At 69.5% G+C, this 21,540-nt stretch carries 23 protein-coding genes; 10 read left to right on the top strand and 13 right to left on the bottom strand.

The genetic code is table 11. The features are described from left to right. Window positions 1-456 precede the first annotated feature (456 nt). Window positions 457-3,369 carry a TonB-dependent receptor domain-containing protein gene (locus tag PG878_RS14705; protein ID WP_209031648.1) on the top strand — a complete coding sequence of 971 codons (2,913 nt, stop codon included), beginning with the start codon at window positions 457-459 and terminating at the stop codon, window positions 3,367-3,369. 156 nt (window positions 3,370-3,525) lie between these two features. Here the strand turns inward: PG878_RS14705 and PG878_RS14700 are convergent, their stop codons facing one another. Next, entirely contained in the window at window positions 3,526-5,124 is a 1,599-nt protein-coding gene (locus tag PG878_RS14700) for an outer membrane protein assembly factor BamB family protein (RefSeq protein WP_244672663.1), read from the bottom strand. A gap of 506 nt (window positions 5,125-5,630) precedes the next feature. Between PG878_RS14700 and PG878_RS14695 the strand changes: the two genes are divergently transcribed. Further along, the gene (locus PG878_RS14695; protein WP_209031650.1) at window positions 5,631-6,437 is read left to right on the top strand and encodes an SGNH/GDSL hydrolase family protein; all 807 of its coding nucleotides are present in this window, start codon (window positions 5,631-5,633) and stop codon (window positions 6,435-6,437) included. 99 nt (window positions 6,438-6,536) lie between these two features. Here PG878_RS14695 and PG878_RS14690 read toward each other — a convergent pair whose 3' ends face one another. Both PG878_RS14690 and PG878_RS14685 read right to left on the bottom strand, forming a co-directional pair. After that, window positions 6,537-7,247: an rRNA pseudouridine synthase gene (locus PG878_RS14690; protein ID WP_209031651.1), complete on the bottom strand. Its 711-nt coding sequence runs from the start codon at window positions 7,245-7,247 to the stop codon at window positions 6,537-6,539. Window positions 7,248-7,314: 67 nt separating this feature from the next. After that, complete coding sequence (locus PG878_RS14685) at window positions 7,315-7,812, bottom strand: M48 family metallopeptidase (RefSeq protein WP_209031652.1); 498 nt, start codon at window positions 7,810-7,812, stop codon at window positions 7,315-7,317. Window positions 7,813-7,921: 109 nt separating this feature from the next. Between PG878_RS14685 and PG878_RS14680 the strand changes: the two genes are divergently transcribed. Beyond that, window positions 7,922-8,455 (top strand): DUF2058 domain-containing protein, encoded by a 534-nt coding sequence (locus PG878_RS14680; protein WP_209031653.1) that lies wholly within the window; start codon window positions 7,922-7,924, stop codon window positions 8,453-8,455. A 107-nt stretch (window positions 8,456-8,562) separates the two neighbouring features. After that, window positions 8,563-8,829 carry a DksA/TraR family C4-type zinc finger protein gene (locus PG878_RS14675; protein ID WP_010342319.1) on the top strand — a complete coding sequence of 89 codons (267 nt, stop codon included), beginning with the start codon at window positions 8,563-8,565 and terminating at the stop codon, window positions 8,827-8,829. Between the two features lie 3 nt (window positions 8,830-8,832). Here the strand turns inward: PG878_RS14675 and PG878_RS14670 are convergent, their stop codons facing one another. The 8 genes from PG878_RS14670 to PG878_RS14635 form a co-directional block, all read right to left on the bottom strand. Further along, the gene (locus PG878_RS14670) at window positions 8,833-9,096 is read right to left on the bottom strand and encodes a DUF2789 domain-containing protein (protein WP_209031654.1); all 264 of its coding nucleotides are present in this window, start codon (window positions 9,094-9,096) and stop codon (window positions 8,833-8,835) included. Window positions 9,097-9,202: 106 nt separating this feature from the next. Beyond that, window positions 9,203-9,778, bottom strand: coding sequence for a mechanosensitive ion channel family protein (locus PG878_RS14665; protein WP_209031655.1), 576 nt, complete (start codon window positions 9,776-9,778; stop codon window positions 9,203-9,205). Between the two features lie 92 nt (window positions 9,779-9,870). After that, entirely contained in the window at window positions 9,871-10,665 is a 795-nt protein-coding gene (locus PG878_RS14660) for an EAL domain-containing protein (RefSeq protein ID WP_209031656.1), read from the bottom strand. A gap of 250 nt (window positions 10,666-10,915) precedes the next feature. Then, on the bottom strand, window positions 10,916-11,119 hold the full coding sequence (locus PG878_RS14655; RefSeq protein ID WP_209031657.1) for a hypothetical protein: 204 nt from the start codon (window positions 11,117-11,119) through the stop codon (window positions 10,916-10,918). A gap of 16 nt (window positions 11,120-11,135) precedes the next feature. Continuing rightward, window positions 11,136-11,462 carry a YkgJ family cysteine cluster protein gene (locus tag PG878_RS14650; protein WP_209031658.1) on the bottom strand — a complete coding sequence of 109 codons (327 nt, stop codon included), beginning with the start codon at window positions 11,460-11,462 and terminating at the stop codon, window positions 11,136-11,138. A 316-nt stretch (window positions 11,463-11,778) separates the two neighbouring features. Beyond that, window positions 11,779-13,137 (bottom strand): Hsp70 family protein, encoded by a 1,359-nt coding sequence (locus PG878_RS14645; RefSeq protein ID WP_209031659.1) that lies wholly within the window; start codon window positions 13,135-13,137, stop codon window positions 11,779-11,781. A gap of 121 nt (window positions 13,138-13,258) precedes the next feature. Next, on the bottom strand, window positions 13,259-13,729 hold the full coding sequence (locus tag PG878_RS14640; RefSeq protein ID WP_010342327.1) for an FKBP-type peptidyl-prolyl cis-trans isomerase: 471 nt from the start codon (window positions 13,727-13,729) through the stop codon (window positions 13,259-13,261). Window positions 13,730-13,854: 125 nt separating this feature from the next. Next, the gene (locus tag PG878_RS14635; RefSeq protein WP_209031660.1) at window positions 13,855-14,811 is read right to left on the bottom strand and encodes a cation diffusion facilitator family transporter; all 957 of its coding nucleotides are present in this window, start codon (window positions 14,809-14,811) and stop codon (window positions 13,855-13,857) included. 90 nt (window positions 14,812-14,901) lie between these two features. Between PG878_RS14635 and PG878_RS14630 the strand changes: the two genes are divergently transcribed. Then, window positions 14,902-15,243, top strand: coding sequence for a zinc ribbon domain-containing protein YjdM (locus PG878_RS14630; RefSeq protein WP_017908239.1), 342 nt, complete (start codon window positions 14,902-14,904; stop codon window positions 15,241-15,243). Between the two features lie 64 nt (window positions 15,244-15,307). On the opposite strand, the gene PG878_RS14625 is transcribed toward PG878_RS14630, so the two are convergent. Next, window positions 15,308-16,396, bottom strand: a complete 1,089-nt coding sequence (locus PG878_RS14625) for an alkene reductase (RefSeq protein WP_209031661.1) — start codon at window positions 16,394-16,396, stop codon at window positions 15,308-15,310. Between the two features lie 256 nt (window positions 16,397-16,652). On the opposite strand from PG878_RS14625, the gene PG878_RS14620 reads away from it, so the two are divergent. After that, window positions 16,653-17,858, top strand: coding sequence for an MFS transporter (locus tag PG878_RS14620; RefSeq protein ID WP_209031662.1), 1,206 nt, complete (start codon window positions 16,653-16,655; stop codon window positions 17,856-17,858). A gap of 6 nt (window positions 17,859-17,864) precedes the next feature. On the opposite strand, the gene PG878_RS14615 is transcribed toward PG878_RS14620, so the two are convergent. Next, a complete protein-coding gene (locus PG878_RS14615; RefSeq protein ID WP_311185975.1) occupies window positions 17,865-19,010 on the bottom strand; it encodes a tetratricopeptide repeat protein in 1,146 nt (381 codons plus the stop codon). A 444-nt stretch (window positions 19,011-19,454) separates the two neighbouring features. Here PG878_RS14615 and PG878_RS14610 point away from each other — a divergent pair, with 444 nt between their 5' ends. The 4 genes from PG878_RS14610 (at window position 19,455) to PG878_RS14595 (ending at window position 21,530) form a co-directional block, all read left to right on the top strand. Then, entirely contained in the window at window positions 19,455-19,910 is a 456-nt protein-coding gene (locus tag PG878_RS14610; protein WP_041500455.1) for a PA2169 family four-helix-bundle protein, read from the top strand. A 142-nt stretch (window positions 19,911-20,052) separates the two neighbouring features. Next, entirely contained in the window at window positions 20,053-20,673 is a 621-nt protein-coding gene (gene thpR / locus PG878_RS14605; protein WP_209031663.1) for an RNA 2',3'-cyclic phosphodiesterase, read from the top strand. Beyond that, complete coding sequence (locus tag PG878_RS14600; protein ID WP_209031664.1) at window positions 20,670-21,269, top strand: HD domain-containing protein; 600 nt, start codon at window positions 20,670-20,672, stop codon at window positions 21,267-21,269. Before thpR ends, PG878_RS14600 begins: the two co-directional genes overlap by 4 nt. A 75-nt stretch (window positions 21,270-21,344) precedes the next feature. Continuing rightward, on the top strand, window positions 21,345-21,530 hold the full coding sequence (locus PG878_RS14595) for an oxidoreductase-like domain-containing protein (protein ID WP_209031665.1): 186 nt from the start codon (window positions 21,345-21,347) through the stop codon (window positions 21,528-21,530). Window positions 21,531-21,540 lie beyond the last annotated feature (10 nt).

Below are 21,540 nucleotides of genomic sequence, written 5' to 3'. Positions count from 1 at the left end.
GGGCGGCGCGACGCAGCGGGCGGATCGCCTGTCACACGTGTCGGCCGGGCAAGGGTGCGCCTTCGGATCCACCTGGGGCGCTGACGGTGCGCGCCAATCCCCGCGGAACGGACTGCCTTGGCGTGCCGGCGCGGGCAATCGGAGGCCGGTGGTTACCTTTCTGTAATCTTTCCGACAAATTTCAGTAGATTCAATTACTTAAATCGAATCGCGTTGTGCTGCAACGCAGCTTGCATCGATTCAAATTCGGCCTATAACGCTGGCGTCACATATATGAACTTTTGGTTCGTGTATGCACCGCCTCGCGGACGGCCCGCGCGAGGCCAGGGGGCTAGGGCGGGCTGGGCACATCTCGAACATCGATCGCTCCTGTGGGGGAGACCAGTGAATAGAATCGCTTTCCGGCGTGGACTCATCGCCAGTTCCGTTGCGCTCGCGCTGTGGGCGCCTTCTCTCATGGCGCAATCCGCGCCCGACAGCGCGGCCCCGCCCGGTGGCGCCGGCAAGGCCGACAAGCCGGTCGAACTCAAGGCGGTGACGGTCACCGGATCGCTGATCCCGCGGGTGGAGGTCGAAGGCCCTGCGCCGGTGGTCACCATCACCGGCGAAGAGATCAAGAAGCAGGGCTACACCACGCTGTGGGAATTCCTCGACTCGCTGCCGCAGGTGGGCCAGCAGGTGTCCGACCCGGCGTCGTGGGGCTCCAGTTCGGTCAATGCGCGCTCGGTGAACCTGCGCGGACTCGGCCCCGGGTTCAGCCTGCTGATGATCGACGGCCATCGCGTGGTCGACTACCCGCAGCCGCTCAACAAGCAGAGCAACTTCCAGAACTTCAACAACATCCCCACCGGGATGATCGATCACATCGAAGTGCTGGCCTCCGGCGCGTCGTCGATCTATGGCTCGGATGCGGTCGCCGGCGTGGTGAACGTGATCCTGAAGAAGGACTATCAGGGCAATCAGTTGCAGGTCACCCTGGGCGGCGCGACGCGCGGCGGCCGCGACTATGGCGACATCAACTTCGTCGGTGGCCGCGCGGGCGACAACTGGCACGTGACCTACAACCTGGAGCACTCCAACCGCAGCGCGCTGTGGGGCATGGACCGGCCCTACCAGGATTCCGTGGCCGACGCGGGCTACGGCGCCTGGGGACCCGCCTCGCGCATGTTCGGCTACCAGTACGACGCCGCCGGCGCCATCGCACTGTCGGCCACCGACGCCAACGGCCGCTACATCACGCCGCCCGCCGGCACCTGCGACAAGTTCAGCAACTCGCGCCTGACCCAGTCGCACTCGGTGACCACCAACGGCGCCCAGGTCACCGGCGTCACCGACAACGGTTTCTACTGCGCGCAGCCGGCGCTGTTCCAGAACTGGGTGCTGACCCCGGGCAGCATCAGCAACAGCGGCTATCTGTCGGGCGAATACGATTTCCAGAACGGCCTGCAGTTCTACGGCTCGGCCGCGCTGTACCAGACCGTGGGCATCTCCAACACGCAGCTCAACGTGTTCAGTGCCGGTCCGTTCTACGACCAGACCACCGGGCAGACGGTCAACCAGGTGATCCGCCAGCTGACCCAGAAAGAGATCGGCGTCAGCGCCAACACCTACGACCGCGAGCGCAACTGGAACCTGCAGGCCGGCCTGCGCGGCACCGTGTTCGACGGCCGCTTCAACTGGGACCTCAACCTCAACACCCAGAAGTACATCGTCCGCGAGGAGTTCACCGGCTACAACGCGCAGGCCACCAACAACTTCTTCCTCGGCCAGCAGCAGGGCACCACCGCGAACGGCCTGCCGATCTACGCGTTCAACTGGCAGCAGTTCTGGAACCCGATCACCCCGCAGCAGTACGACCAGTTCGCGGTGACCGGCGTCAACACCGCGTCGTCCTGGCTCGACCAGGCGCAACTGCGCGTCAACGGCGACCTGTTCAAGCTGCCCTGGGCCGATCGGTCGGTGGGCTGGGCCGCGGTGTTCGAAGCGGCGCACAACGGCTTCAAGCTGTCGCCCGACCCGCGCGCGGCCGATCCGTCCACCTTCCAGAATCCGTTCGGCGCCTATCTCACCGGTGCCGGCACCCGGCAGCGCTTTTCGCTGGGCACGGAGTTCCGCTTGCCGGTGCTGGACACGGTGACCTGGACGCTGTCCGGTCGCCTGGACAAGTACAACGACGCCAGCCGTGCCGACATCGCCCGTACCTGGGGCTCGGGCCTGGAGTGGCGCCCGTACGACGGTCTGTTGCTGCGCGGCAGCTACGGCACCAACTTCAAGGCGCCGGACATGCAGGCCATCTACCTGACCGGGTCGACCTCGCCGGTGGGCTTCTATGCCGACCCGCTGCAGTGCGTGAACGCGATCAAGGCCGGGCAGAACAACAACACCTGGTGCAACAGCGTGCAGCGCCCGACCTCGCAGTACTACACGCTCTACACCAACGGCAGCCGCCTGCTGCTGCCGCAGACCGGGCACTCGTGGACCTACGGCTTCGTCTGGCAGGTGCCGGGCGTGCAGGGGCTTTCGGTGTCGGCCGACTACTGGAACATGGGCGTGGACAACGCCATCCAGTACCTGGGCCAGGACACCGTGCTCGCCGACGAGGCAGGCTGCCTGACCGGCCTGAAGCCGAACGGCACCTCGGGCCTGTCGCCGTACACGGCGCACGTGGCCGGATCGGAGTACTGCCGGATGGTCACCCAGATGGTGACGCGCGACGCCAACGGCCAGATCGTTTCGGTGCAGTCCGGCCCGATCAACGAAGCCTCGCTGTACGTGGCCGGCGTCGATGCGACGCTGGACTACAAGTTCCACACCGATGGCTACGGCGATTTCCGCGCCGGCATCAACTACACCAACAACCTGTCGTACAAGCAGCGCGTGCTGGCGTCGGATCCGTTGCAGAACACCCGCTACCAGAACGTGGCCAGCCGCATGACCTGGATCGCCGACTGGACCAAGGGCCGTTGGAACGTGTCGATCTCCGGCGTGCGCAACGGCCGGATGCGCGCACCGAACTACGCCGGCTGCGACGTGCTGCCCAACGGCATCCAGCCGAGCATGGTGACCGTGTCCAATGGCGGCGAGACGATCTCCACCGGCGTCTGCCAGGTCACCCAGGACGGCAACCAGGTCACCGTGCAGGACACCACCTACCGGGGCCATGCGCCGGCGTGGATCACCTGGAACGGCTCGGTCGGCCTGCAGATCACGCCGGATCTGCACGCAAAGCTCGCCGTGTCGAACATCTTCGACAAGGTCGGTGCGATTCCGTACTACGCCGGCGGCTTCGAGTTCGTCACCACCGGGCAGACCGCGAGCGAGTACAATGGCCGGGAAATGTTCCTGACGCTGGACTACACGTTCAACTGAGCAACACGCCGACAGGCCGGCGGGCTTCGTGAAAAACGGAGCCCGCCGGCCTTTTTTATGCCCGCGCGAGTCGGTGTGTCCCAACCCGATGCCGCATCGCCGCTCCCGCGTGCGCAGGAGAGGCGATGCACGCATGGCGGCGAGCGCGGGCTGCGCTCAGCGCCGGTTCGACGGCACGAACTTGTACAGCTTGTTGACCCCGGTGCCGAAGTTGAAACGGCTGTAGCCGGCGCCCCAGTACACCGCACCATCGACGATCGCCGGTGCGCTCGACACCGAACCGCCGGCGTCGAAGCTCCACAGGGTGGCGCCGGTCCTGGCATCGAGCACGGTCATCGCGCCGGACATCGAGCCGGCATAGACCAGGCCCGGCGACGACGCCAGCGGGCCGCGGCCGCCGGCGCCGAACGCGGTCTGCACCGGATCGGTGCCCGGCACCTTGACCTGCCAGAGGATCTTGCCGCTGGCCGCATCCAGCGCGGCCCAGGAGCCGGCGTTCCAGGTTTCGGTGTTGCCCGGCGCCAGCGTGTACGGCGTGTGCTCGTTGTTGTTGATGGCCACGTACACGCGACCGGAGAACGGATCCACTGACGAGCCCCATTCGATGCCGCCGGCGGTGCCGCCCGGGCCGACCTGGGTCGACCACACGGCCTGCCCGGTGTCGGCGTCGAAGGCCCAGTAGACGCCGCTCTTCTGGCCGGCACCGACCAGCGCCTGCGGTTTGCCGTTGCGGATCGCGGTGAACAGGTTGGCGCCGCCGCCGCTGAAGTCGTAGTCCGGCCCCTGCGGGTCCTGGCACAGGCCATTGGTCGGCGCGACCAGGCACGACAGCGACCAGGCGTCGGCGCCCTGCAGGCGGCGCGTCCACACCGGCTTGCCGCTGCGCATGTCCAGCGCCAGCACCGAATCGACGTAGTTGTCCGGTGCCATGCACGCCAGTTGCGCGGTCTTGTCGCCGTTGGCGTTCTTGACGCAACTGGCGACCTCGGTCGGCACCGAGTAGTTGTTGCCGGTGGTGGCGTAGACGCGCTGGCGCAGCGGATCGATCGCCAGCGTGCCCCACACCGACGCACCGGTGTAGCCCTCGGGCGTGGTGCGGAAGCTCCACAGCAGCTTGCCGGTCTTCAGGTCCAGCGCGGCGACGCTGCCGCGGAACGAATACTTGTAGCCCGGCGTCAGACCGCCCCAATCGCCGGAGGACACGCCGACGTACACGCGGTCGCCGTAGATCACCGGCGAGGCGGTGATGCGCGCCTGCGGGTTGGACTCGACCAGGGTCTTCCACAGCAGCTTGCCGGTTGTCTTGTCGATCGCCAGGACCGTGCCGCTGGCCTGGTCGCCGACCAGGATGCTGTCGCGCGCGATCGCCGGACTGTTGCGCGACAGCGAGCCGGCGATGCCGGTGTAGTCGGCCAGCTTCACCTGCCACACCGCCTTGCCCAGGTCGGTGTCGATGCGATACAGCTGGCCGCCCCAGTCGGGAACGTACAGCGCCGTGCCCTGCACGGTCGGCGTGGCCGAGACGTCGCCTTGCGTGGTGAAGGTCCACGCAGTCTTCAGGCGCGCCGCGTTGAACGGGGTGATCTGCCATTCGCCGGGCGCGAAGCGGGTGTTGAGGAAGCCGCCGCCGGCACTGTCCCAGAGGCTGTGCGTGGCGAACGGTGCGCCGCCGGAGAACGTACTGCGCCATTGCGCGCTGGCGGCGCTGGTGTCGGTCGCCGCCGCTGCAGTGCCTGCGGACTGCGCCATCGCCATTGCGCTGAACATCAAGCCGGGAATCAACGCCAGCCGCAGGCGGGAGAGGTTCTGGTGTGCATCACGCGTTTTCATGGATGTCCTTCGGGCTTGGGAGTGAGGATCCCCCCGTCACGTCCGCGGTCATCCTAGAAGCGGAAATCCTTGTGTGTCATGTACTTACGAAAAAGTTAGGGCGTTCGCAAAAGGTTGCGGCGATAGCGAAAAACGATGGCGACGGCATCGCGCTGTCATCGGCGCGGCATGCGCGTGACGCATGTCGCTGCACGGTGCGATGGCGGTCGCAGCCGCGTGCCGCCAAGCCGCGACGGTGCGTCACAACGCACGTGGCGCTGGAGTGCGGCGATATGCGCCATCGATCTTGCCAGCGCTCGTCGTCGCGTGAGCACGGGCTGAATCGCATGCGACACGACGCGGTCGCGGCGGCGCTGCGGCAGCGCCGCATGGGCAATACGGACGGTTGGTTACACTGCGCGATCACCGTTGTCCGCACAAGGAATGCCTCGATGAAATGCCCCTCGCTGTTGTCCCTCGCCATCGCGCTGTGCGCCACTGCCGCTGGCGCCGTGCAGGCGGCAACGCCCACGAACACCGCGGCGCTGGAGGGCAAGGTCGATGCGCTGTACACGCGTGCGCCGGACACGCTCAAGCCCGACGAAGTGAAGGCGATGCAGCAGCGCCTGCTCGATTGGGCGCAACTGCAGCGCTATCGCGCCGACAATGCCGCGCTGCCGGCACCGGCCGCGGACGCCCCGCGCGTGGTGTTCTACGGCGACTCCATCACCGACGCCTGGGGCCGGCGCGAAGGCACCACGTTCTTCCCCGGCAAGTCCGCCTACGTCAATCGTGGCATCTCCGGGCAGACCACCGCACAGATGCTGGTGCGCTTCCGCCAGGACGTGATCGACCTGAAGCCGGCGGTGGTGGTGATCCTGGCCGGCACCAACGACCTGGCCGGCAACACCGGGCTGTCCACCCTGGAGATGATCGAGGACAACCTCAGTGCGATGACCGAGCTTGCGCAGGCCCACCACATCAAGGTGGTGCTGGCCTCGGTGCTGCCGGTGACCGACTATCCGTGGCGCCCGGGCCTGCAACCGGCGCAGAAGGTGCGCGCGCTCAACAGCTGGATGCAGCAGTACGCGCAGCAGCAGGGTGCGGTGTACCTGGACTACTACAGCAAGCTGAGCAACCGCGACGGCGGCATGGACAAGACCGTGGCCATCGACGGCGTGCATCCCAACAACGCCGGCTATGCGGTGATGGCACCGCTGGCCGAGCAGGCCATCCAGCGCGCGCTCGCAAAGCCCTAAGCAGCCGCGCGCTTCTAGCCCCTCTCCCCCCGGGAGAGGGGTTGGGGTGAGGGTGCGACCGCTGGCAACAATGATCGCCGCCGCCGCACCCGCCGCCCCTCAGAACCGCTCGCCTTCCGGCAAATAGCGCCACTCGCCCGGCGCCAGCTTGCCCAGCGGGATGCGGCCGATGCGCAGGCGGCGCAGCCCGGTCACCTGCAGCCCGACCTGCGCGCACATGTCGTGCAGCTGGCCCGGCTGCACGTGCTTGATCGCGAAGCGCAGGCGCTGTTCGCTCTGCCAGCTGACCTTGCACGGCGGCAGCGTGCGCTGGCCATGGCGCAGGCCGTGCGCGAGCCGATGCAGGCCGTAGGGCTGCAAGGTGCCGCTGACCTCCACCACGAACTCCTGCTCCAGCGTGGCCGCGTCCTCGCTCAGCCGCCGCAGCACGCGGCGGTCCTGGCTCAGCACCAGCAATCCGCTGGCCTCGGTCTCCAATGGCAGCGGCATGCTCAGGCGCAGGAAATGGCGTTTGAGCACACGCATGTCGCCGGTATCCAGCGCGCTGCGGTTGCCGGGCGTCGCCAATGCGAGCGCGTCTTCGGCGCGCATCCCGGCCGGCTTGTGCAGCAGCAGCGTGACCGCCTGCGCCGGGCCGAGTTGCGCGTCGGGCGCCAGCGTCACCTGCTCGGTGGTGATCGGCGTCTGCGGTTCCTCGACCACCACGCCGTCCACGCTGACCCAGCCGCCCTCGATGTACTGCTGCGCCTCGCCGCGCGAACACGGCAGCAGGGCGGCGAGATGCTTGTCGAGACGGATGGGGCTGGACATCGGCAGTATGCGATCGGTCGGGGGCGCAGTGTACGGGCGCCGGGCGGCGGCCGCACGCCACCGCGTCTCAGCGCTCGGTCAGCTCCAACTGGGTCAGGTACAGGCGCAGGTCGAATTCCAGCTGGTGGTAGTCCGGCGTCATGTGCGCACACAGTTGGTAGAAGGCCTTGTTGTGCGCGCTTTCCTTCAGGTGCGCCAGTTCGTGGGCGACGATCATCGGCAGGAACGCTGCCGGCGCATCGCGGAACACCCCGGCGATGCGGATCTCGCGGCTGGCCTTGAGCTTGCCGCCCTGCACCCGCGACACCGTGGTGTGGGTGCCGAGCGCATGCTTCACCGCCTGCAGGCGGTTGTCGTAGATCACCTTGTGCAGCGGCTCGGCGCTGCGCATGCAGCGATCCTTCAGCGCCTGCGTGTAGTCGTACAATTGACGATCGGTGCGCACCGTGTTGGCCTCGGGGTAGCGTCTGCGCAGCCAGTCGCCCAGGCGTTGGCGCGCGATCAGCTCGCGCACCTGGTCCAGGACCTGGGGCGGGTAGCCGACGAGATAGCGCAGGGTGTCCATGCCGCTACCTTAGCGTGCCGCGTGCTGTCCGCGGTTGCGGCTTTCGCGGGCGGAGACAGGCGCTGCGGGTATCATGCGCCTCCCGATTCCGAGTCCGTGGACGCTTCCGATGCGCAATCCCCTGCAGGAGCAACTGCTCAAGGCCGGCCTGGTGAAGAAGAGCCAGGTGGCGCAGGTCGCGCGCGAGCAGGCCAAGGCGCGCCAGGGCAAGACCCCGCCGCCGCCCAGCGCCGAGCAACTGGAGAGCGAGCGGTTGCGGCAGGAGCGGGTGGAGCGCGACCGCGCGCTGTCCGCCGAGCGCAATGCGCAGGCCCGCGTGCAGGAGCAGCGGGCGCAGGCGCGGCAACTGGTCGAGAGCCATAAGCTCAAGGCCGACGGCGAGATCGACTACCACTTCACCGATGCCGGCAAGATCCAGCGACTGCGCGTGGATGCGGCGCTGCGCACGCAGCTGATCGCCGGCAGCGTGGCGATCGCGCGGCTGGATGCCGGCTATGTGCCGGTGCCGCGCGCGGTGGTGGAGAAGATCGTCGCGCGCGACCCGGCGACCATCGTGTTCGACGCGCTGTCGGCAACGCCGGCCAGCGGCGAGGACGATCCGTACTACAGCCAGTTCAAGGTCCCGGACGACCTGATCTGGTGAGTGCGGCGTGGCGCCGCATGAACGTCTCGGCTAGGTGAAGCCGGTGTGCATTGCATTCGTCGGTGCCGGCCGCATCATCCAGGCAAGGCAACAGTGCGGAGACGACCATGGCCACCGGGTGGGCAGGCGACGGCGCGGTGCAGGACCAGATCGATGCGACCGTGGAAGATGCGATCAAGCGGGCGCGCAGCCAACTGCCGCAGGGCCCGGGGTTGAGCCATTGCGAGGACTGCGATGCGCCGATCCCCGAGGCGCGGCGCAAGGCGGTGCCGGGCGTACGTCTGTGCGTGGCCTGCCAGGACGCGCAGGACCGCGCGCAGCACGAGCACAGCGGCTACAACCGCCGCGGCAGCAAGGACAGCCAGCTGCGTTGAGGCTCAGCCGGCGCGGTCGGATTCCGGCTTGGGCTGCGCGTGCAGCGCGATGTTGAGCTGATCGACCACGATCGCCCAATCCGCGTCCTCCAGGCGCTCCTCGCGCAGCAGTTGCGCCTGTGCGGGCGTCCAGAACGGTGCCTCTTCCAGGCGCATGCCATCGGGCAGCGGCCCGTGCTGGGCGATGAACTGGCGGATCTCCGGCTCGCTGTTGGGCAGGCCGAGCTGGGCGAAGAGGTCGGCGAACGGATGAATGACGGATTCCATGCTGTACCTGGTCGGGAAGGGAAGATCGCCGCGCTGGGCGGCTGGCATCGACCATACCGGCTGCGTCATGTGGATGGCGTCAGCATCGGCGTGCGTATTGCGGCGCTCAGCCCAGTCCGGGCGGCACCGGGTGGCCGCGCCAGCGGCGCGTGCTGCGCTGGAAGAACAGGCTGTTGGGAATCTGCAGCACGCTCTCGCCTTCGTCGTGCTGCTCGCGCAGCGTGGTGTAGATCAGGTTGATGTCGATCACCTGGCCCTTCAATCCCGCCTTCTCGCCGTTCTCCAGCAGCTCGATGTGGTCGTGCAGGCGGAACGGGCGCGTAGTGAAGATCAGCAGCGTGCAGAAGATGTTGGACAGCACGCTCCACGCAGCGAAGAACGCCACCGCCGCGACCGCGGCGAAGCCGGTGAAGGCGGTCCACAGCACGGTGCCGGACACGCCGAAGCGGTCGAGAATCAGCAGCAGCGCCGCCGCGTAGATCACGAAGCCACTGCCGCGGCGCGCCATCAGCACCAGTTCCGGCGGCAGCGCATGGTGCTCGCCCAGGCGCCGGATCAGCCGCCGCAGCACGGTCCGCAGCAGCCAGGCCGCAAGCACGATCAGCACGATCTGCGCGCCGGGCACGATCACGTCGAGCCAGCGGTGTGTCCACGGCGGCAGCAAGGTATGCAGCGAAGGCATCGCACATCGGCAAACGTACAGGGAGGCGCGATGGTCGCAAGCGTGGCCGCCGCGGGCAAGTCGTGCTGCCGTGCGTTGCGGCAGCGCGCCGCTCAACCGGCGCGTTCCAGCGCCTCCCACTGCGCATCGGTGACGTCCGGCAAGGCTTCCAATGCCGGCCTGGCGAACAGATAGCCCTGGTAGAGATCGATGCCCAGCGCGCGCAGTGCGCGGTACTCTTCGGGCGTTTCCACGCCCTCGGCGAGGACGCGGCAGCCCAGCGGCACGGCCATCGCGACGATGCCGCCGACGATATGACGGCGCGCGGCGCTGGCATCGATGCCACGGATCAGCGCCATGTCCAGCTTGATCAGGTGCGGCTGGAAGTCGGCGAGCAGGTTCAGGCCGGAGTGGCCGGCGCCGAAGTCGTCGATCGCGGTGAGAAAGCCGCGCTGCGCATAGTCGCGCAGGATGCGCACGACCTTGGGCAGGTCGGCGATGCGTTCGGACTCGCTCATCTCGAAGATCAGGTCGCCGGTCGGCACGCCGAAGTGCTCGGCTGCCTTCAGGGTCAGGCGGATGCAGGTCGCCGGCTCGTACACCGCGTTGGGGATGAAGTTGATCGACAGGCGCGTGCGCAGGCCCAACTGCGCGGCGGTGGCGATGGCCTGCACCCGACAGGTCTGGTCAAAGCGGTACAGCTGCTGCGGGCGCACCCGCGCCAGCACCGCCGCCGCGCCGCTGCCGTCCTCGCCGCGCACCAGCGCCTCGTAGGCGTAGATCGAGCGGGTGGCCGCATCGACGATCGGCTGGAACGCCATGCGCACGGCGAAATCCAGCGGCTCGCCATCGCGACAGTTGCCGCAGGCGGGCTGGCCGAGTTCGGCGGACAGGGAGCGCAGGAGCATGCCGAAACGAGACCGTGGAAGAGATCGCAGTATGCGCTTTCGGCGTGAAGGCGGCGCCGTGCTTCGGCCCGGCGCTGGCTCCCGAAGACGCCGCATCGGACCTGGCCGTTGCGGGCGTCGACACCGGACCAGAGGCGCCGTCGTGGCATGCCGGGCGGTGCGCCATCGTTCGGCGCGGACCGGCGCCCACGTTCTCGCGGTGTCCTGACGCAGGCACGCGCGCTGGCGGCGCGCGATGCGCGGGCGGGCGTCAGCCTGCGTCGGCGACGTCGACCTTCTTCAGCACACGGGTGGTGCCGAGCACCTCGACGCGGCCGCCGGCCTGGTGGAAGGCGGCCAGGTCGGCCTCGATGCGCTCGCGGCTCAGGCCCTTTTGCGCCTTGTCGGCGCCGGCGCTGGCGCCGCGCGTGTTCCGTGCGCTGGGCGAAGCGGTGGTGCTGGTCGGTCGTGCCATGCTGGAACTCCTGCAGTCAGTACATCGTCAGGGGAATGCCACGGGTCAGTTGCTCGTGGTGGGTGCGGCGGATCTCGCGGCAGTACGGGCCGGCCATCGCGAACTTGCGGCAGATCGCTGGGCGCTGCGCGTAGATCGAGCAGCACATGCGCGCGCCATCCACCGCCACGCACCAGCCGTCCTCGTCGCGCGCCATCACGTGCAGACCCTCGCGGGTGTATTCGGTGAGATGCTCGGGAACCTGGTCGTCCGGCATCACCAGCACGGTCAGGCGGCAGCAGATCGCGTCGCAGCGGTCGCAGGCGACGGCCGGTTCCGCCGTGTCCCGCATCGGCTCGGTCATGCGCAGCCGCCGCGATCCGGGCGTGTCGGCCGGCGAGGTGGCTGGAGCGGCGACGCCAGGCGCTGGGCCTGGAGCGTGGCAGGGGCGGAAGACATGGCGCTCCGAAGGATCCGGCCTGTCACGGGACGGAGGGTGGCGCGAGAGGGGGCGAGTCGGGCGACAGGAACGGCCGGACGAGACGCGCGTAGCGACGTGACGCTGAAGCGTGCCGCCATGCTACGCCAGTCGCGCCGCCGCAGTATGAACAACGCCGGCCGCAGGCAGTGCGCCGGTCGGGCGTGGCCGGGCGGGGGCGTGCCGCCAGGCCCGTGCTGCGCTAGTCCTGCGCGGCGGCCAGCGCCAGGCCCTGCACCACGCCGAACGAAGGATCGCCATGGACCAGGCGCGCCTGCGGGAAGGCTGCGGCGACCAGGCGCTGCAGGTAGCCGGCGCGCGACATGCCGCCGGTCAGGAACACCGCGGCCGGATCGCCGCCGATGTCCTGGCGGACCTGCGCCAGCAGGTCCTGCAGCGCCTCCAGGTAGCTGCGTGCGGCCTGCACCAGTTCCTCGGCGTGCACCTGCACCTGCAGCCCGGCTTCGATGTAGTCCAGCGTCTCGGCGTGCCGCTCGGCGTCGCTGAGGCGGATCTTGCTGCGCTCCACCGCACGGTACAGGCGCGCGGTATTGCCGGGTTCCTGCAGCGCCTGCAGGCGCGCCTCGTACGGCGCCGGCACGGCGTCGTAGCGGTGCTGGCGGAAATCGCGCTGGCGGGTGGTGTCCTGCACCATCGCCGCTTCGACGTAGTGATGCGAGGGCACGCGGGTGAGGCCGCGGCCGAACTGCGGCATGAACCCGGCCAGGCTCAGCGCCAGGTCGATGTCGGTGCCGCCGCGCGGGATGCCCCAGGCGCGGTGCACCTGCGGCGCGGCGTCGCCGCCGACGCTGGCGTAGGCGATGTCGGTGGTGCCGCCGCCGATGTCGACCACGACCGCGGCGTGGCGCTCGCGGCTGACCGCGTGGTAGTGCATCGCCGCGGCGGCCGGCTCCTCCAGGAAGGCGACGTCGTCGAAGCCGGCGGTGATCGCGGCGCTGTGCAGGATCTCCAGCGCCTGCGCGTTGCCGGCCTCGCCGATCGAACTGCGGAACTGCACCGGGCGCCCGAGCAGGGCGCGGCGCACCTGCACGCCCAGTTGCTGCGAGGCGGTCAGGCGGATGTGTTCGAGAATGTGCGCGGCGATGCCGGTGATGGTCTGGCGCGCGCGCGGATGCAGGTTGTAGCCCAGCATCGATTTGGGGCTCTGCACCAGGTTGCCTTCGCCCTCGACGAAATACGCGTCCAGTGCGTCATCGCCGTACACCGCGTTCTGCAGCAGCGCCGCCGAGCTGCGCGGCTCGCGCATCTGCGTTTCCATCCACTGCCGGCGCACCACCCGGATGGCGTCGCGGCGCAGCGCCTCGGGGCTGCGTTCGCGCCCGGCGGCGAGCGCGTCGCGGCGGCCGGACTCGATCAGCTCGTCCACCTGCCGTTCCAGCGCCGGGGTCAGGTCGAACTCGGCCGGGTCGCGCATGACCTCGGGGAAGTACACCGTGGTGCGGAACTGCTGCTGCGCGCCGAAGTCGATCGGCACCACGCGGCCGTCGATCACCGCGGCGGCGGCGGAGTTGCTGGTGCCGAAGTCGATACCGAGGCGCATGACGGTGCCGGGGCGGGAGGGGCCGCGCACTGTGGGGCAAGCCGCCGCGCGACGCAAGCGCGGCCTCAAACGCACGAGGCCCGCATCGGCGGGCCTCGTGGGGGACGCGAAACCGGGCCGCTTACAGGGCGGCGCCGGCGTGGCCCTGGTTCTTTTCCTGCTCGGTGGCCTCGCGCACGCCGGCCACTTCCACCGCGAAATGCAGCACCTGCCCGGCCAGCGGGTGGTTGCCGTCGATGGTCACCAGTTGCTCGCCGACCTCGGTGACCGTGACCAGCAGCGGCCCCTGGTCGGTCTGCGCCTGGAACTGCATGCCCGGCGCCAGCGATGCGGCATCCGGGAACGAACCACGCGGCACCTGCTGCACCAGTTGCTCGTGGCGCGGGCCGTAGCCCTCGGCCGGGATCACGTCGGCCTTGACCGACTCGCCGGTGCGCTTGCCGGTCAGCGCCTTTTCCAGGCCCGGCACGATGTTGCCGGCGCCGTGCAGGTAGCTCAGCGGATTGTCCGGCGAGGACTGGTCGATCACTTCACCGGCGTCGTCGGTGAGGGTGTAGTGGATGGTGGCGACAAGCCCGTTGGCGATCTCCATGGGAAACCTCGTTCAGTGAGTAAGGGGGATACGCCGGCACGGTCACAGCGCGATGAGAGGGGTGCTACCCGGCTACCCTAACGAAAAGCGGCGCAGGGCCGCAAGTCGCGCCGGCGCGCTGCCATTCAGGCCGGCGGCGGCTGGCGCAGTGCGGTGCGCCGCGCCAGCCAGGTCTCCGGGGTCTGCGGCTTGACGAACAGCGCCTGCAGCTCGGGGTGCTCGGCGCGTGCGGCGGCCTCGATGCGCTCGATGCACGCCTCGATCTGCCCAGTGCTGCGCTGGTCCTCGAACTCGGCGCTGAGCGCGGCCACCACCTGGTCCGGCCCCATCTGCACGCTGAGCACGCCGTTGACCGCGCGCACGTCCGGATCGGCTGCGGCGATGCGCCGCAGCGCGTCGCCGAGCGGGCGCGCCGCCGGCTCGCCGATCAGCAGGCCCTTGGTCTCGCGCGCCAGCACGAATGCCGAGCAGGCCAGCACCGCGGCGATGCCGACGGAGGCGACGCCGTCCAGTTCCGGCATGTCCAGCCACTGCGCGGCGAGCAGCCCGGCCAGCGCGATCAGCAGGCCGATCAGCGCGGCGCTGTCCTCCACCAGCACGGTGAACAGGCTCGGGTCCTTGCTCTCGCGGAACGCCTGCAGGTAGCTCAGGCGGCCCTTGCGCGCGCGGAACTCGCGCAGCGACACCCACCACGAGCCGCCCTCGAACAACAGCGACAGCCCCAGCACGATGTAGTTGAGCGTGTGGTCGCTGGCCGGCTGCGGATCGCGGATATGTGCGATGCCCTCGTACAGCGACACCCCGGCGCCGAGCGCGAACACCAGCAGGGCGACGATGAAGCTCCAGAAGTACAGCTCGCGCCCGTGGCCGAACGGATGGATCTCATCGGCCGGGCGCGCGGCGCGGCGCAGGCCGTACAGCAGCAGCAGCTCGTTGACCGTGTCCACCAGCGAATGCACGCCTTCGCTGAGCATCGCCGAACTGCCGGAGAGACCCGCGGCGACGAACTTGGCGATGGCGATGGCGAGATTGCCGGCGAGCGCGGCGTAGATCGCGAGGCGGGACCCGGACGAAGCGGACATGGCGTTCCTGCGGCTGGCGCGGCCGCACGGCGGCACGGGGCGGGCGGCTACAATAGGCGGCTCGCCGTCGTCGCCGTATCAAGGACTCCCATGCCCGCCGCACCCGCCTGCCCGCAATGCACCCTGGAAAACACCTACGTCGACGGCGCCAACTGGGTGTGCGCGGACTGCGGCCACGAGTGGCCGGTCGCGGCCGACGCCGCCAACGACGCGGCGACGGTGGTGCGCGACAGCAACGGCAACGTGCTGCAGGCCGGCGACACGGTGGTCGTGATCAAGGACCTGAAGGTCAAGGGCTCGTCGATCCCGCTGAAGCAGGGCACGGTGATCCGCGGCATCCGCCTGGTCGAGGACGATGCCGAACACATCGAAGGCAACTCGGACAAGATCAAGGGCCTGGTGCTGAAGACCTGCTTCCTGCGCAAGGCCTGAGCGGGCAAGCGCAACTGCATCGCCCGTTGCGGCGGCACCGATGCGGTGCCGCCGCAGGACGCGATCAGTCCAGCGTCGGGTAGTCGGTGTAGCCCTTGGCGCCGCCGCCGTACAGCGTGTCGGCGTCTACCTGGTTCAACGGGGCGTCGCGGCGCAGCCGTTCCACCAGGTCCGGATTGGCGATGAACGGGCGGCCGAACGCCACCGCATCGGCGCGACCGGAGGCCACGGCGTCTTCGGCCAGCGCCTTGTCGTAGCCGTTGTTGACCAGCCACGGGCCATGGAACTTGGCGCGCAGCGCCGCATAGTCGAAGGCGATGTTGTCGCGCGGGCCGCCGGTGGCGCCTTCGATCACGTGCACGAAGGCCAGGCCCAGCGGATCCAGGCGTTCCACCGCGCGCTCGAACAGCGGTTGCGGATCGCTGTCGCGCGCATCGTTGGCCGGGGTCACCGGCGACAGGCGCACGCCGGTACGGTCGGCGCCGATCTCCTGCGCCACCGCCTGCACCACTTCGAACAGCAGGCGCGTACGGTTCTCGATGCTGCCGCCGTAGGCGTCGTCGCGGTGGTTGCTGCCGTCGCGCAGGAACTGGTCGATCAGGTAGCCGTTGGCGGCATGCACTTCCACGCCGTCGAAGCCGGCGGCGATGGCGTTGCGGGCGGCACGGCGGAAGTCCTCGATCAGCCCGGGGATCTCGTCCAGGCGCAGCGCGCGCGGCGCGGAGACATCGGTGAATCCCTCGGCGGTGAAGGTCTTGGCGTCGGCACGCAGCGCGCTGGGAGCGACCGGCGCGGCGCCGCCCGGCAGCAGACTGACGTGGGAGATGCGGCCGACGTGCCACAACTGCAGCACGATCTTGCCGCCGCGGCGGTGCACTTCGTCGGTGACGTTCTTCCAGGCCGCGACCTGCGCGTCGCTGTAGATGCCCGGGGTGTCCTTGTAGCCCTGGCCCATCGGGCTGATCTGGGTCGCCTCGGCGATGAGCAGGCCGGCGCTGGCGCGCTGGCCGTAGTACTCGGCGGCCAGCGGCGAGGGGATGCGGCCTTCGCCTTCGGCGCGGTTGCGGGTCAGCGGCGCCATCACGATGCGGTTGGCCAGTGCGATCGCGCCCAGGCGCAGCGGCGTGAACAGCGGGGAAGCGGTATCGGTCATCGGTGCATCTCTCGGTATGGGTGGGCGGGCGACCCTGCAGCGATGCGCTGCAGGGCGGCGTGCCTGCAGGACATGGGGACGCGCGCGGCGGTTTCGCGGCGGCGCGATGGGACAGTGCGTTGCCTTGGCGGCATCTTTGCGCATCCGGTCGACCGGCCCGGGCGGTGGGGCCACGCAACGCGGTGTTGCGCACCTGGGGCTGCAGGGCTTGTTGCGATGCACAATAATGGGCGGCCCTTTCCTTCGGGACGTGCGCATGACCTCATCCGCCATGGCGCCGCTGTCGCGGCGCGGCTACGTGCTGATCCTGTTCGCGCTGGCGATGGGCGGTTTCGCGATCGGCACCAGCGAGTTCTCCACCATGGGCCTGATGCCGTACATCGGCCGCGGCCTTGCGATCGATGCGCCGCAGGTCGGGCACCTGATCAGCGCCTATGCGCTGGGCGTGGTGGTCGGTGCGCCGCTGCTGGCGATCCTGGGCGCGCGCTGGCCGCGGCGCGATCTGCTGCTGGCGCTGATGGGCTTCTATGCGTTCGGCAATCTGGCCAGCGCGGTGGCGCCGGACTATCACAGCATGCTGGTGGCGCGATTCGTCGCCGGACTGCCGCACGGCGCCTATTTCGGCGTGGCGACCCTGGTGGCCGCCTCGATCGGCCCGCCCGACCAGCGCGGTGCCGCGGTCAGCCGGGTGCTGCTGGGCCTGAACCTGGCGGTGCTGGTCGGCAACCCGCTGGCGACCTGGCTCGGCCAGGTGGCGCAATGGCGCTACGCCTATGCCCTGGTCGCGGTGATCGCGGTGTTGACGGTGCTGCTGGTGTGGCGCCTGCTGCCGGCCGATCCGCAGGAGACGCGGCCTTCGCCGTTGCGCGAACTGCGCGCCTTCAACCGCACGCAGGTGTGGTTGGCGCTGGGCATCGGCTCGATCGGCTTCGCCGGCATGTTCTGCGTTTTCAGCTACCTGGCGCCGACCCTGATGGAGGTCACCGGCGTGTCCGAACACTGGATCCCGGTGGCGATGGGGGCGTTCGGACTGGGCGGGCTGCTCGGCAACCTGGCCGGCGGCTGGCTGTTCGACCGCATGCAGTTCCGCGCAGTGCCGCTGGTGCTGCTGTGGTCGCTGGCAGTGCTGCTGGCGTTCCCGCTGGCGGCGACCTCGCCGTGGGCGGTGCTGCCGGCGGTGGTCGCGGTCGGCAGCATGGGCGCGCTGGCGCCGGTGCTGCAGACCCGCCTGATGGATGTGGCCAGCGACGCGCAGACCTTGGCCGCGGCCTCCAACCATGCGGCGTTCAACCTGGCCAACGCGCTGGGGCCGTGGCTGGGCGGCATCGCGATCGGCGCGGGCCTGGGCTGGACCTCCACCGGCTACGTGGGTGCGGCCATGGCCGTGGGTGGCCTGCTGATCTACCTGTGGGCGCGTCAGGCGGCACGGCGTGAGGCCGCCTGCGCAGGCGCGGCCGGCTAGCGTGCGCTAGCGCAGCGGCCGCGCGGTGGAAGACAGCCGCCGCAGCGCATCCAGCTTGCCCTGATAGCGCGGTTGCGTGGCCGGATCGGCATGGGCCATGGCCTCGCGCAGCGCCGCGGTGGCGCGGCGGGTGTCGCCGCTGTGCAGGTAGGCGCGGGCCAGGGCGAAATACAGCAGGTGGGCGCCGTCGTACAGGTGCAGGGCATGCCGGTAGTAGGCGATCGCCGCGGCGTAGTCCTGGCGCCGCTCCGCCTCGTTGCCGAGCAGGTATTGCTGGAATGGGTCGCGTTGGCGCACCTGTTCCATCTGTCGCTGCAGGGCGGCCTCGCGCGTGCTGTCGCCCAGGCGTCGGGCCAGACCCACGGCATTGGACAGTGCCGGCAGGTGCTCCGGATCGATCTCCAAGGCCTTGGCGTAGTCGCGTGCGGCGGCGGCGCTGTCGCCATCGCGCATCGCCAGCACGCCCTGGTTGTTCCAGGCCCCGGCGAAGCGCGGGTCCATCTGCAGCGCCATCGCCAGACGCGCGCGTGCGCCGTCCAGATCGCCGTCGACCATCAGTTCGGCGCCACGATTGTTGTAGTAGTGGGCGAGGGCGCGGCGGTCGGCAATCGGTTGCGGCCCGCGCCGGTCCATCAGCACGCTGCGGTCCAGGTCGATGCTGCCGCGGCCGCTGTCCACGCGCACGCCGGCGTTGACATGGCCGACGTTGTACAGCGCATTGCCGTCCTCGTACCAGCTCAGCACGCGGCGCACTTCCTGGACCTGCGCCTGCAGCCCGATGTCGCGCGCCATCGCCACGAACAGCAGGGTGAAGGACAGGCAATTGACGCGACGGGTGGCGTAGCTCTCGGCGACGCTGTGGGTGGCCTTGGGGTCGTATTGCAGGTTCAGGCCGTTGGCGTCGAAGGCCAATGCCACCAGTTGCTGCAAGCGGTGCTCGGCGTCGGCGCCGCGGTCGATGCGTTGCTGCAGCAGCGCGTGCAGGGCCGGCGGCAATTGCAGGATCTGCTCCGGCGTCGGCATCGGTGCGGCGGCTGGCGCAGGGACTGGCGCTGCAGCCCGTACCGCTTCTGCCGCGTGCGGCGGTGGCATCGGCGGCGGCGGGGCGGCCGATGCGGCAGCGAGCAGGGTGAACGCGGTCCAGGCGAACATGACGCACCTCGCGGCGCCCAGCAGTGGCGCGGGCTCGCCTGCACTATAGGCCTTTGACCGTTGTGCCGGGGGGGCGCCGTGGCTGCGCCGACGGGCGGTCCTGGACCGGCACGCTCGGTGGCAGTCATCCACAGCGACTGTGGACGATCGGGGGGCAACCATGTGGATAAGTCGCGCTCGGCGAAGCGCCGCAACACGCGCAGACAGGATGGTGAAAATTTCACCACATGCCTGACTGCGTGCAGTTCCCAATGAACGCATGTTCACCACCGGCAATGTCGCGTGACGAACGAGGACGAACGGCTCACGCGCGCTTTATGCCGTTCTGCCCAGCATCGCCAACACCACGCAACGCGGCAATTCCCTCGACCGCGCCGTGCGATATCCAGGTCCACCCCGCGTGCCCGTTGCGCGATATCGCCGGCTTCGCCACAGGAGTTTTCCATGAGCATCCAGAGCAAGACCACGCACAGCCTCAACGACCTCATCGCCATTTCCCGCGACGGCAAGGACTTCTACGAAGAAGCTGCGAAGAAGGTGGGCGACGCCGAGCTCTCCGCGCTGTTCCTGCGCATCGCCGGCGTCAAGTCGGACATCGTCAGCAGCCTGAGCGCGGTGGTGCAGTCGGTCGGCGGCAAGCCGGAAGAGCACGGCACGATGGTCGGCAGCATGCAGCAGATGTACGGCAAGGTGCGCGCCGCGCTGGGCGACACCAAGTACGGCTACGTCGCCGAGCTGGAAGAGTCCGAGGATCGCCTGCTGAAGGCCTTCAACGAGACCATCGCCGACGCCGATACCCCGGTCGCCGCGCGCGATGCCGCCACCCGCCTGCTGCCGGAAGTGCGCGCCTGCCATGACGTGATGCGCACCCGCAAGCACGCGATGAAGAACGCGGCCTGACCGCCATCCGCCGCTTGCCCGGCGCGCCGCCATCGCGGCGCTGCCCGGGCGGCGGGCCGGATCTGCAGCGATCAGGTGCGCTTGCTACCATGCGCGCTCGACCGCTGCCCGATCCGCTTGCGGCGTTTGCCGCTTCATTCTCATGTATCCCGATGCCGCGCCCGACGGCGCCCAGTTCTCGCTCGGTTTCGACGCGCCCGCCGCGCGCGAAAGCCTGTTCTTTGCGTTGTTGCCCGATGCGCAGACGGCGCAGGCGGTACATCGTCTCGGTCAGCAGCTCTGCCACGACCATGGATTGCGCGGCCGCGCATTGCCGCCCGAGCGGCTGCATGTCACCTTGCACTATCTGGGCGAATACGCCGGGATTCCGCCCCGCCTGCTGCAACAGGCCTGCGCCGCCGCGCAGGCGCTTGCGGCCTCGCCATTTGAATTCGCATTCGACCAGGCGGTGACCTTCGACAGCCGTGCGCGCAACCGACCATTGGTGCTGCGCGGCGATGCGGAGCCCCAGCACCTGCAGGCCTTGCGCCAGGCGCTGCAGCAGCAACTGGCCCGGCACGGTGTCGCCGCACGCGCCGACGGCGCTTATCTGCCGCACATGACCCTGGCCTATGTCGATCAGCCGCTGGCGCCGCAGCGCGTACCGACGCTGTCCTGGCAGGCGGTGTCGCTGAGCCTGATCCGCAGCGTGCAGGGCCAGGGCCGTTACCTGCACGAAGCGCGTTGGCCGTTGCGGGCCGATCCCGGGCAGCGTGGCGCATGAGTGCAGTGCCGCTGACCCTGCCCGATGCGCAGTGGGCGCAGCTGCGGGCGGCCTACGCCGAGCCGCCGCGCGCCTATCACCATTTCGGCCACGTCGAGGCGGTGCTGGCGCACTTTGCCGAGGTCGCCGCCGACACCGGCTGGCAACAGCCGCGCGAGGTCTACCTGGCCGTGCTCTATCACGATGCGGTGTACCGCGCCGGCCGCGGCGACAATGAAGCGCAGTCGGCGCGCCTGGCCGAGGCGGCGATCGCGCAGTGGCTGCCGGATGCCGGCGTGGACGCGGCGCGGGTGGCCGCGCTGATCGAACTCACCGCGCGCCACGGGCAACTGACCGTCGCCTCGGTGGATGCGGACGCGGCTCTGTTCCTGGATTGCGACATGGCCATCCTCGGTGCCACCCCGGAGGCATTCGCCGCCTACGACCGCGCCATCGCCGAAGAGTACCGCGGGGTGGTGCCGGGCTGGCTGTACCGGCGCAAGCGCCGCGCCTTCCTGCGCACCGTGCTGGCGCAGCCGCGCATCTTCCTCAGCGAGCGCTTCCACGCACGCTACGACGCGGCCGCGCGCGCCAACCTGCGTCAGGCCATCGGCTGACCAGGCGCGGGCCACCCGGCGCCGCCTTCTTCTACACTGCCGCGCCGGTCCGTTCGGCCGCTACCACCAAGCCCCATGCCCGATCCCGCCGCCAACGCCGATCCCCGCCCGCAGGCGCCGCTGCCGCCCGCCCCCAGCGACTGCTGCGACAGCGGCTGTCCGCTATGCGTCTACGACCTCTACCACGAGGAACTGGAGCGCTACCGGCAGGCGCTGGCGGCCTGGCAACTGCGCCACCCGAGCGCCGACGCGGACGGCTGACAGGGCTGCC

It is taken from the genome of Xanthomonas hawaiiensis (assembly GCF_031834635.1).
Taxonomy (GTDB): Bacteria; Pseudomonadota; Gammaproteobacteria; order Xanthomonadales; family Xanthomonadaceae; genus Xanthomonas_A; species Xanthomonas_A sacchari.
Note: the sequence above shows the minus strand (reverse complement) of the source record. Positions and strands in the feature narration are given on the sequence as shown.

Bases quoted from the DNA above. Each gene is read 5' to 3' on its own strand.
- PG878_RS14705 (WP_209031648.1), top strand. From the start codon at position 457: ATGGCGCAATCCGCGCCCGACAGCGCGGCCCCGCCCGGTGGCGCCGGC.
- PG878_RS14700 (WP_244672663.1), bottom strand. From the start codon at position 5,124: ATGGCGATGGCGCAGTCCGCAGGCACTGCAGCGGCGGCGACCGACACC.
- PG878_RS14695 (WP_209031650.1), top strand. From the start codon at position 5,631: ATGAAATGCCCCTCGCTGTTGTCCCTCGCCATCGCGCTGTGCGCCACT.
- PG878_RS14690 (WP_209031651.1), bottom strand. From the start codon at position 7,247: ATGTCCAGCCCCATCCGTCTCGACAAGCATCTCGCCGCCCTGCTGCCG.
- PG878_RS14685 (WP_209031652.1), bottom strand. From the start codon at position 7,812: ATGGACACCCTGCGCTATCTCGTCGGCTACCCGCCCCAGGTCCTGGAC.
- PG878_RS14680 (WP_209031653.1), top strand. From the start codon at position 7,922: ATGCGCAATCCCCTGCAGGAGCAACTGCTCAAGGCCGGCCTGGTGAAG.
- PG878_RS14675 (WP_010342319.1), top strand. From the start codon at position 8,563: ATGGCCACCGGGTGGGCAGGCGACGGCGCGGTGCAGGACCAGATCGAT.
- PG878_RS14670 (WP_209031654.1), bottom strand. From the start codon at position 9,096: ATGGAATCCGTCATTCATCCGTTCGCCGACCTCTTCGCCCAGCTCGGC.
- PG878_RS14665 (WP_209031655.1), bottom strand. From the start codon at position 9,778: ATGCCTTCGCTGCATACCTTGCTGCCGCCGTGGACACACCGCTGGCTC.
- PG878_RS14660 (WP_209031656.1), bottom strand. From the start codon at position 10,665: ATGCTCCTGCGCTCCCTGTCCGCCGAACTCGGCCAGCCCGCCTGCGGC.
- PG878_RS14655 (WP_209031657.1), bottom strand. From the start codon at position 11,119: ATGGCACGACCGACCAGCACCACCGCTTCGCCCAGCGCACGGAACACG.
- PG878_RS14650 (WP_209031658.1), bottom strand. From the start codon at position 11,462: ATGACCGAGCCGATGCGGGACACGGCGGAACCGGCCGTCGCCTGCGAC.
- PG878_RS14645 (WP_209031659.1), bottom strand. From the start codon at position 13,137: ATGCGCCTCGGTATCGACTTCGGCACCAGCAACTCCGCCGCCGCCGCG.
- PG878_RS14640 (WP_010342327.1), bottom strand. From the start codon at position 13,729: ATGGAGATCGCCAACGGGCTTGTCGCCACCATCCACTACACCCTCACC.
- PG878_RS14635 (WP_209031660.1), bottom strand. From the start codon at position 14,811: ATGTCCGCTTCGTCCGGGTCCCGCCTCGCGATCTACGCCGCGCTCGCC.
- PG878_RS14630 (WP_017908239.1), top strand. From the start codon at position 14,902: ATGCCCGCCGCACCCGCCTGCCCGCAATGCACCCTGGAAAACACCTAC.
- PG878_RS14625 (WP_209031661.1), bottom strand. From the start codon at position 16,396: ATGACCGATACCGCTTCCCCGCTGTTCACGCCGCTGCGCCTGGGCGCG.
- PG878_RS14620 (WP_209031662.1), top strand. From the start codon at position 16,653: ATGACCTCATCCGCCATGGCGCCGCTGTCGCGGCGCGGCTACGTGCTG.
- PG878_RS14615 (WP_311185975.1), bottom strand. From the start codon at position 19,010: ATGTTCGCCTGGACCGCGTTCACCCTGCTCGCTGCCGCATCGGCCGCC.
- PG878_RS14610 (WP_041500455.1), top strand. From the start codon at position 19,455: ATGAGCATCCAGAGCAAGACCACGCACAGCCTCAACGACCTCATCGCC.
- thpR (WP_209031663.1), top strand. From the start codon at position 20,053: ATGTATCCCGATGCCGCGCCCGACGGCGCCCAGTTCTCGCTCGGTTTC.
- PG878_RS14600 (WP_209031664.1), top strand. From the start codon at position 20,670: ATGAGTGCAGTGCCGCTGACCCTGCCCGATGCGCAGTGGGCGCAGCTG.
- PG878_RS14595 (WP_209031665.1), top strand. From the start codon at position 21,345: ATGCCCGATCCCGCCGCCAACGCCGATCCCCGCCCGCAGGCGCCGCTG.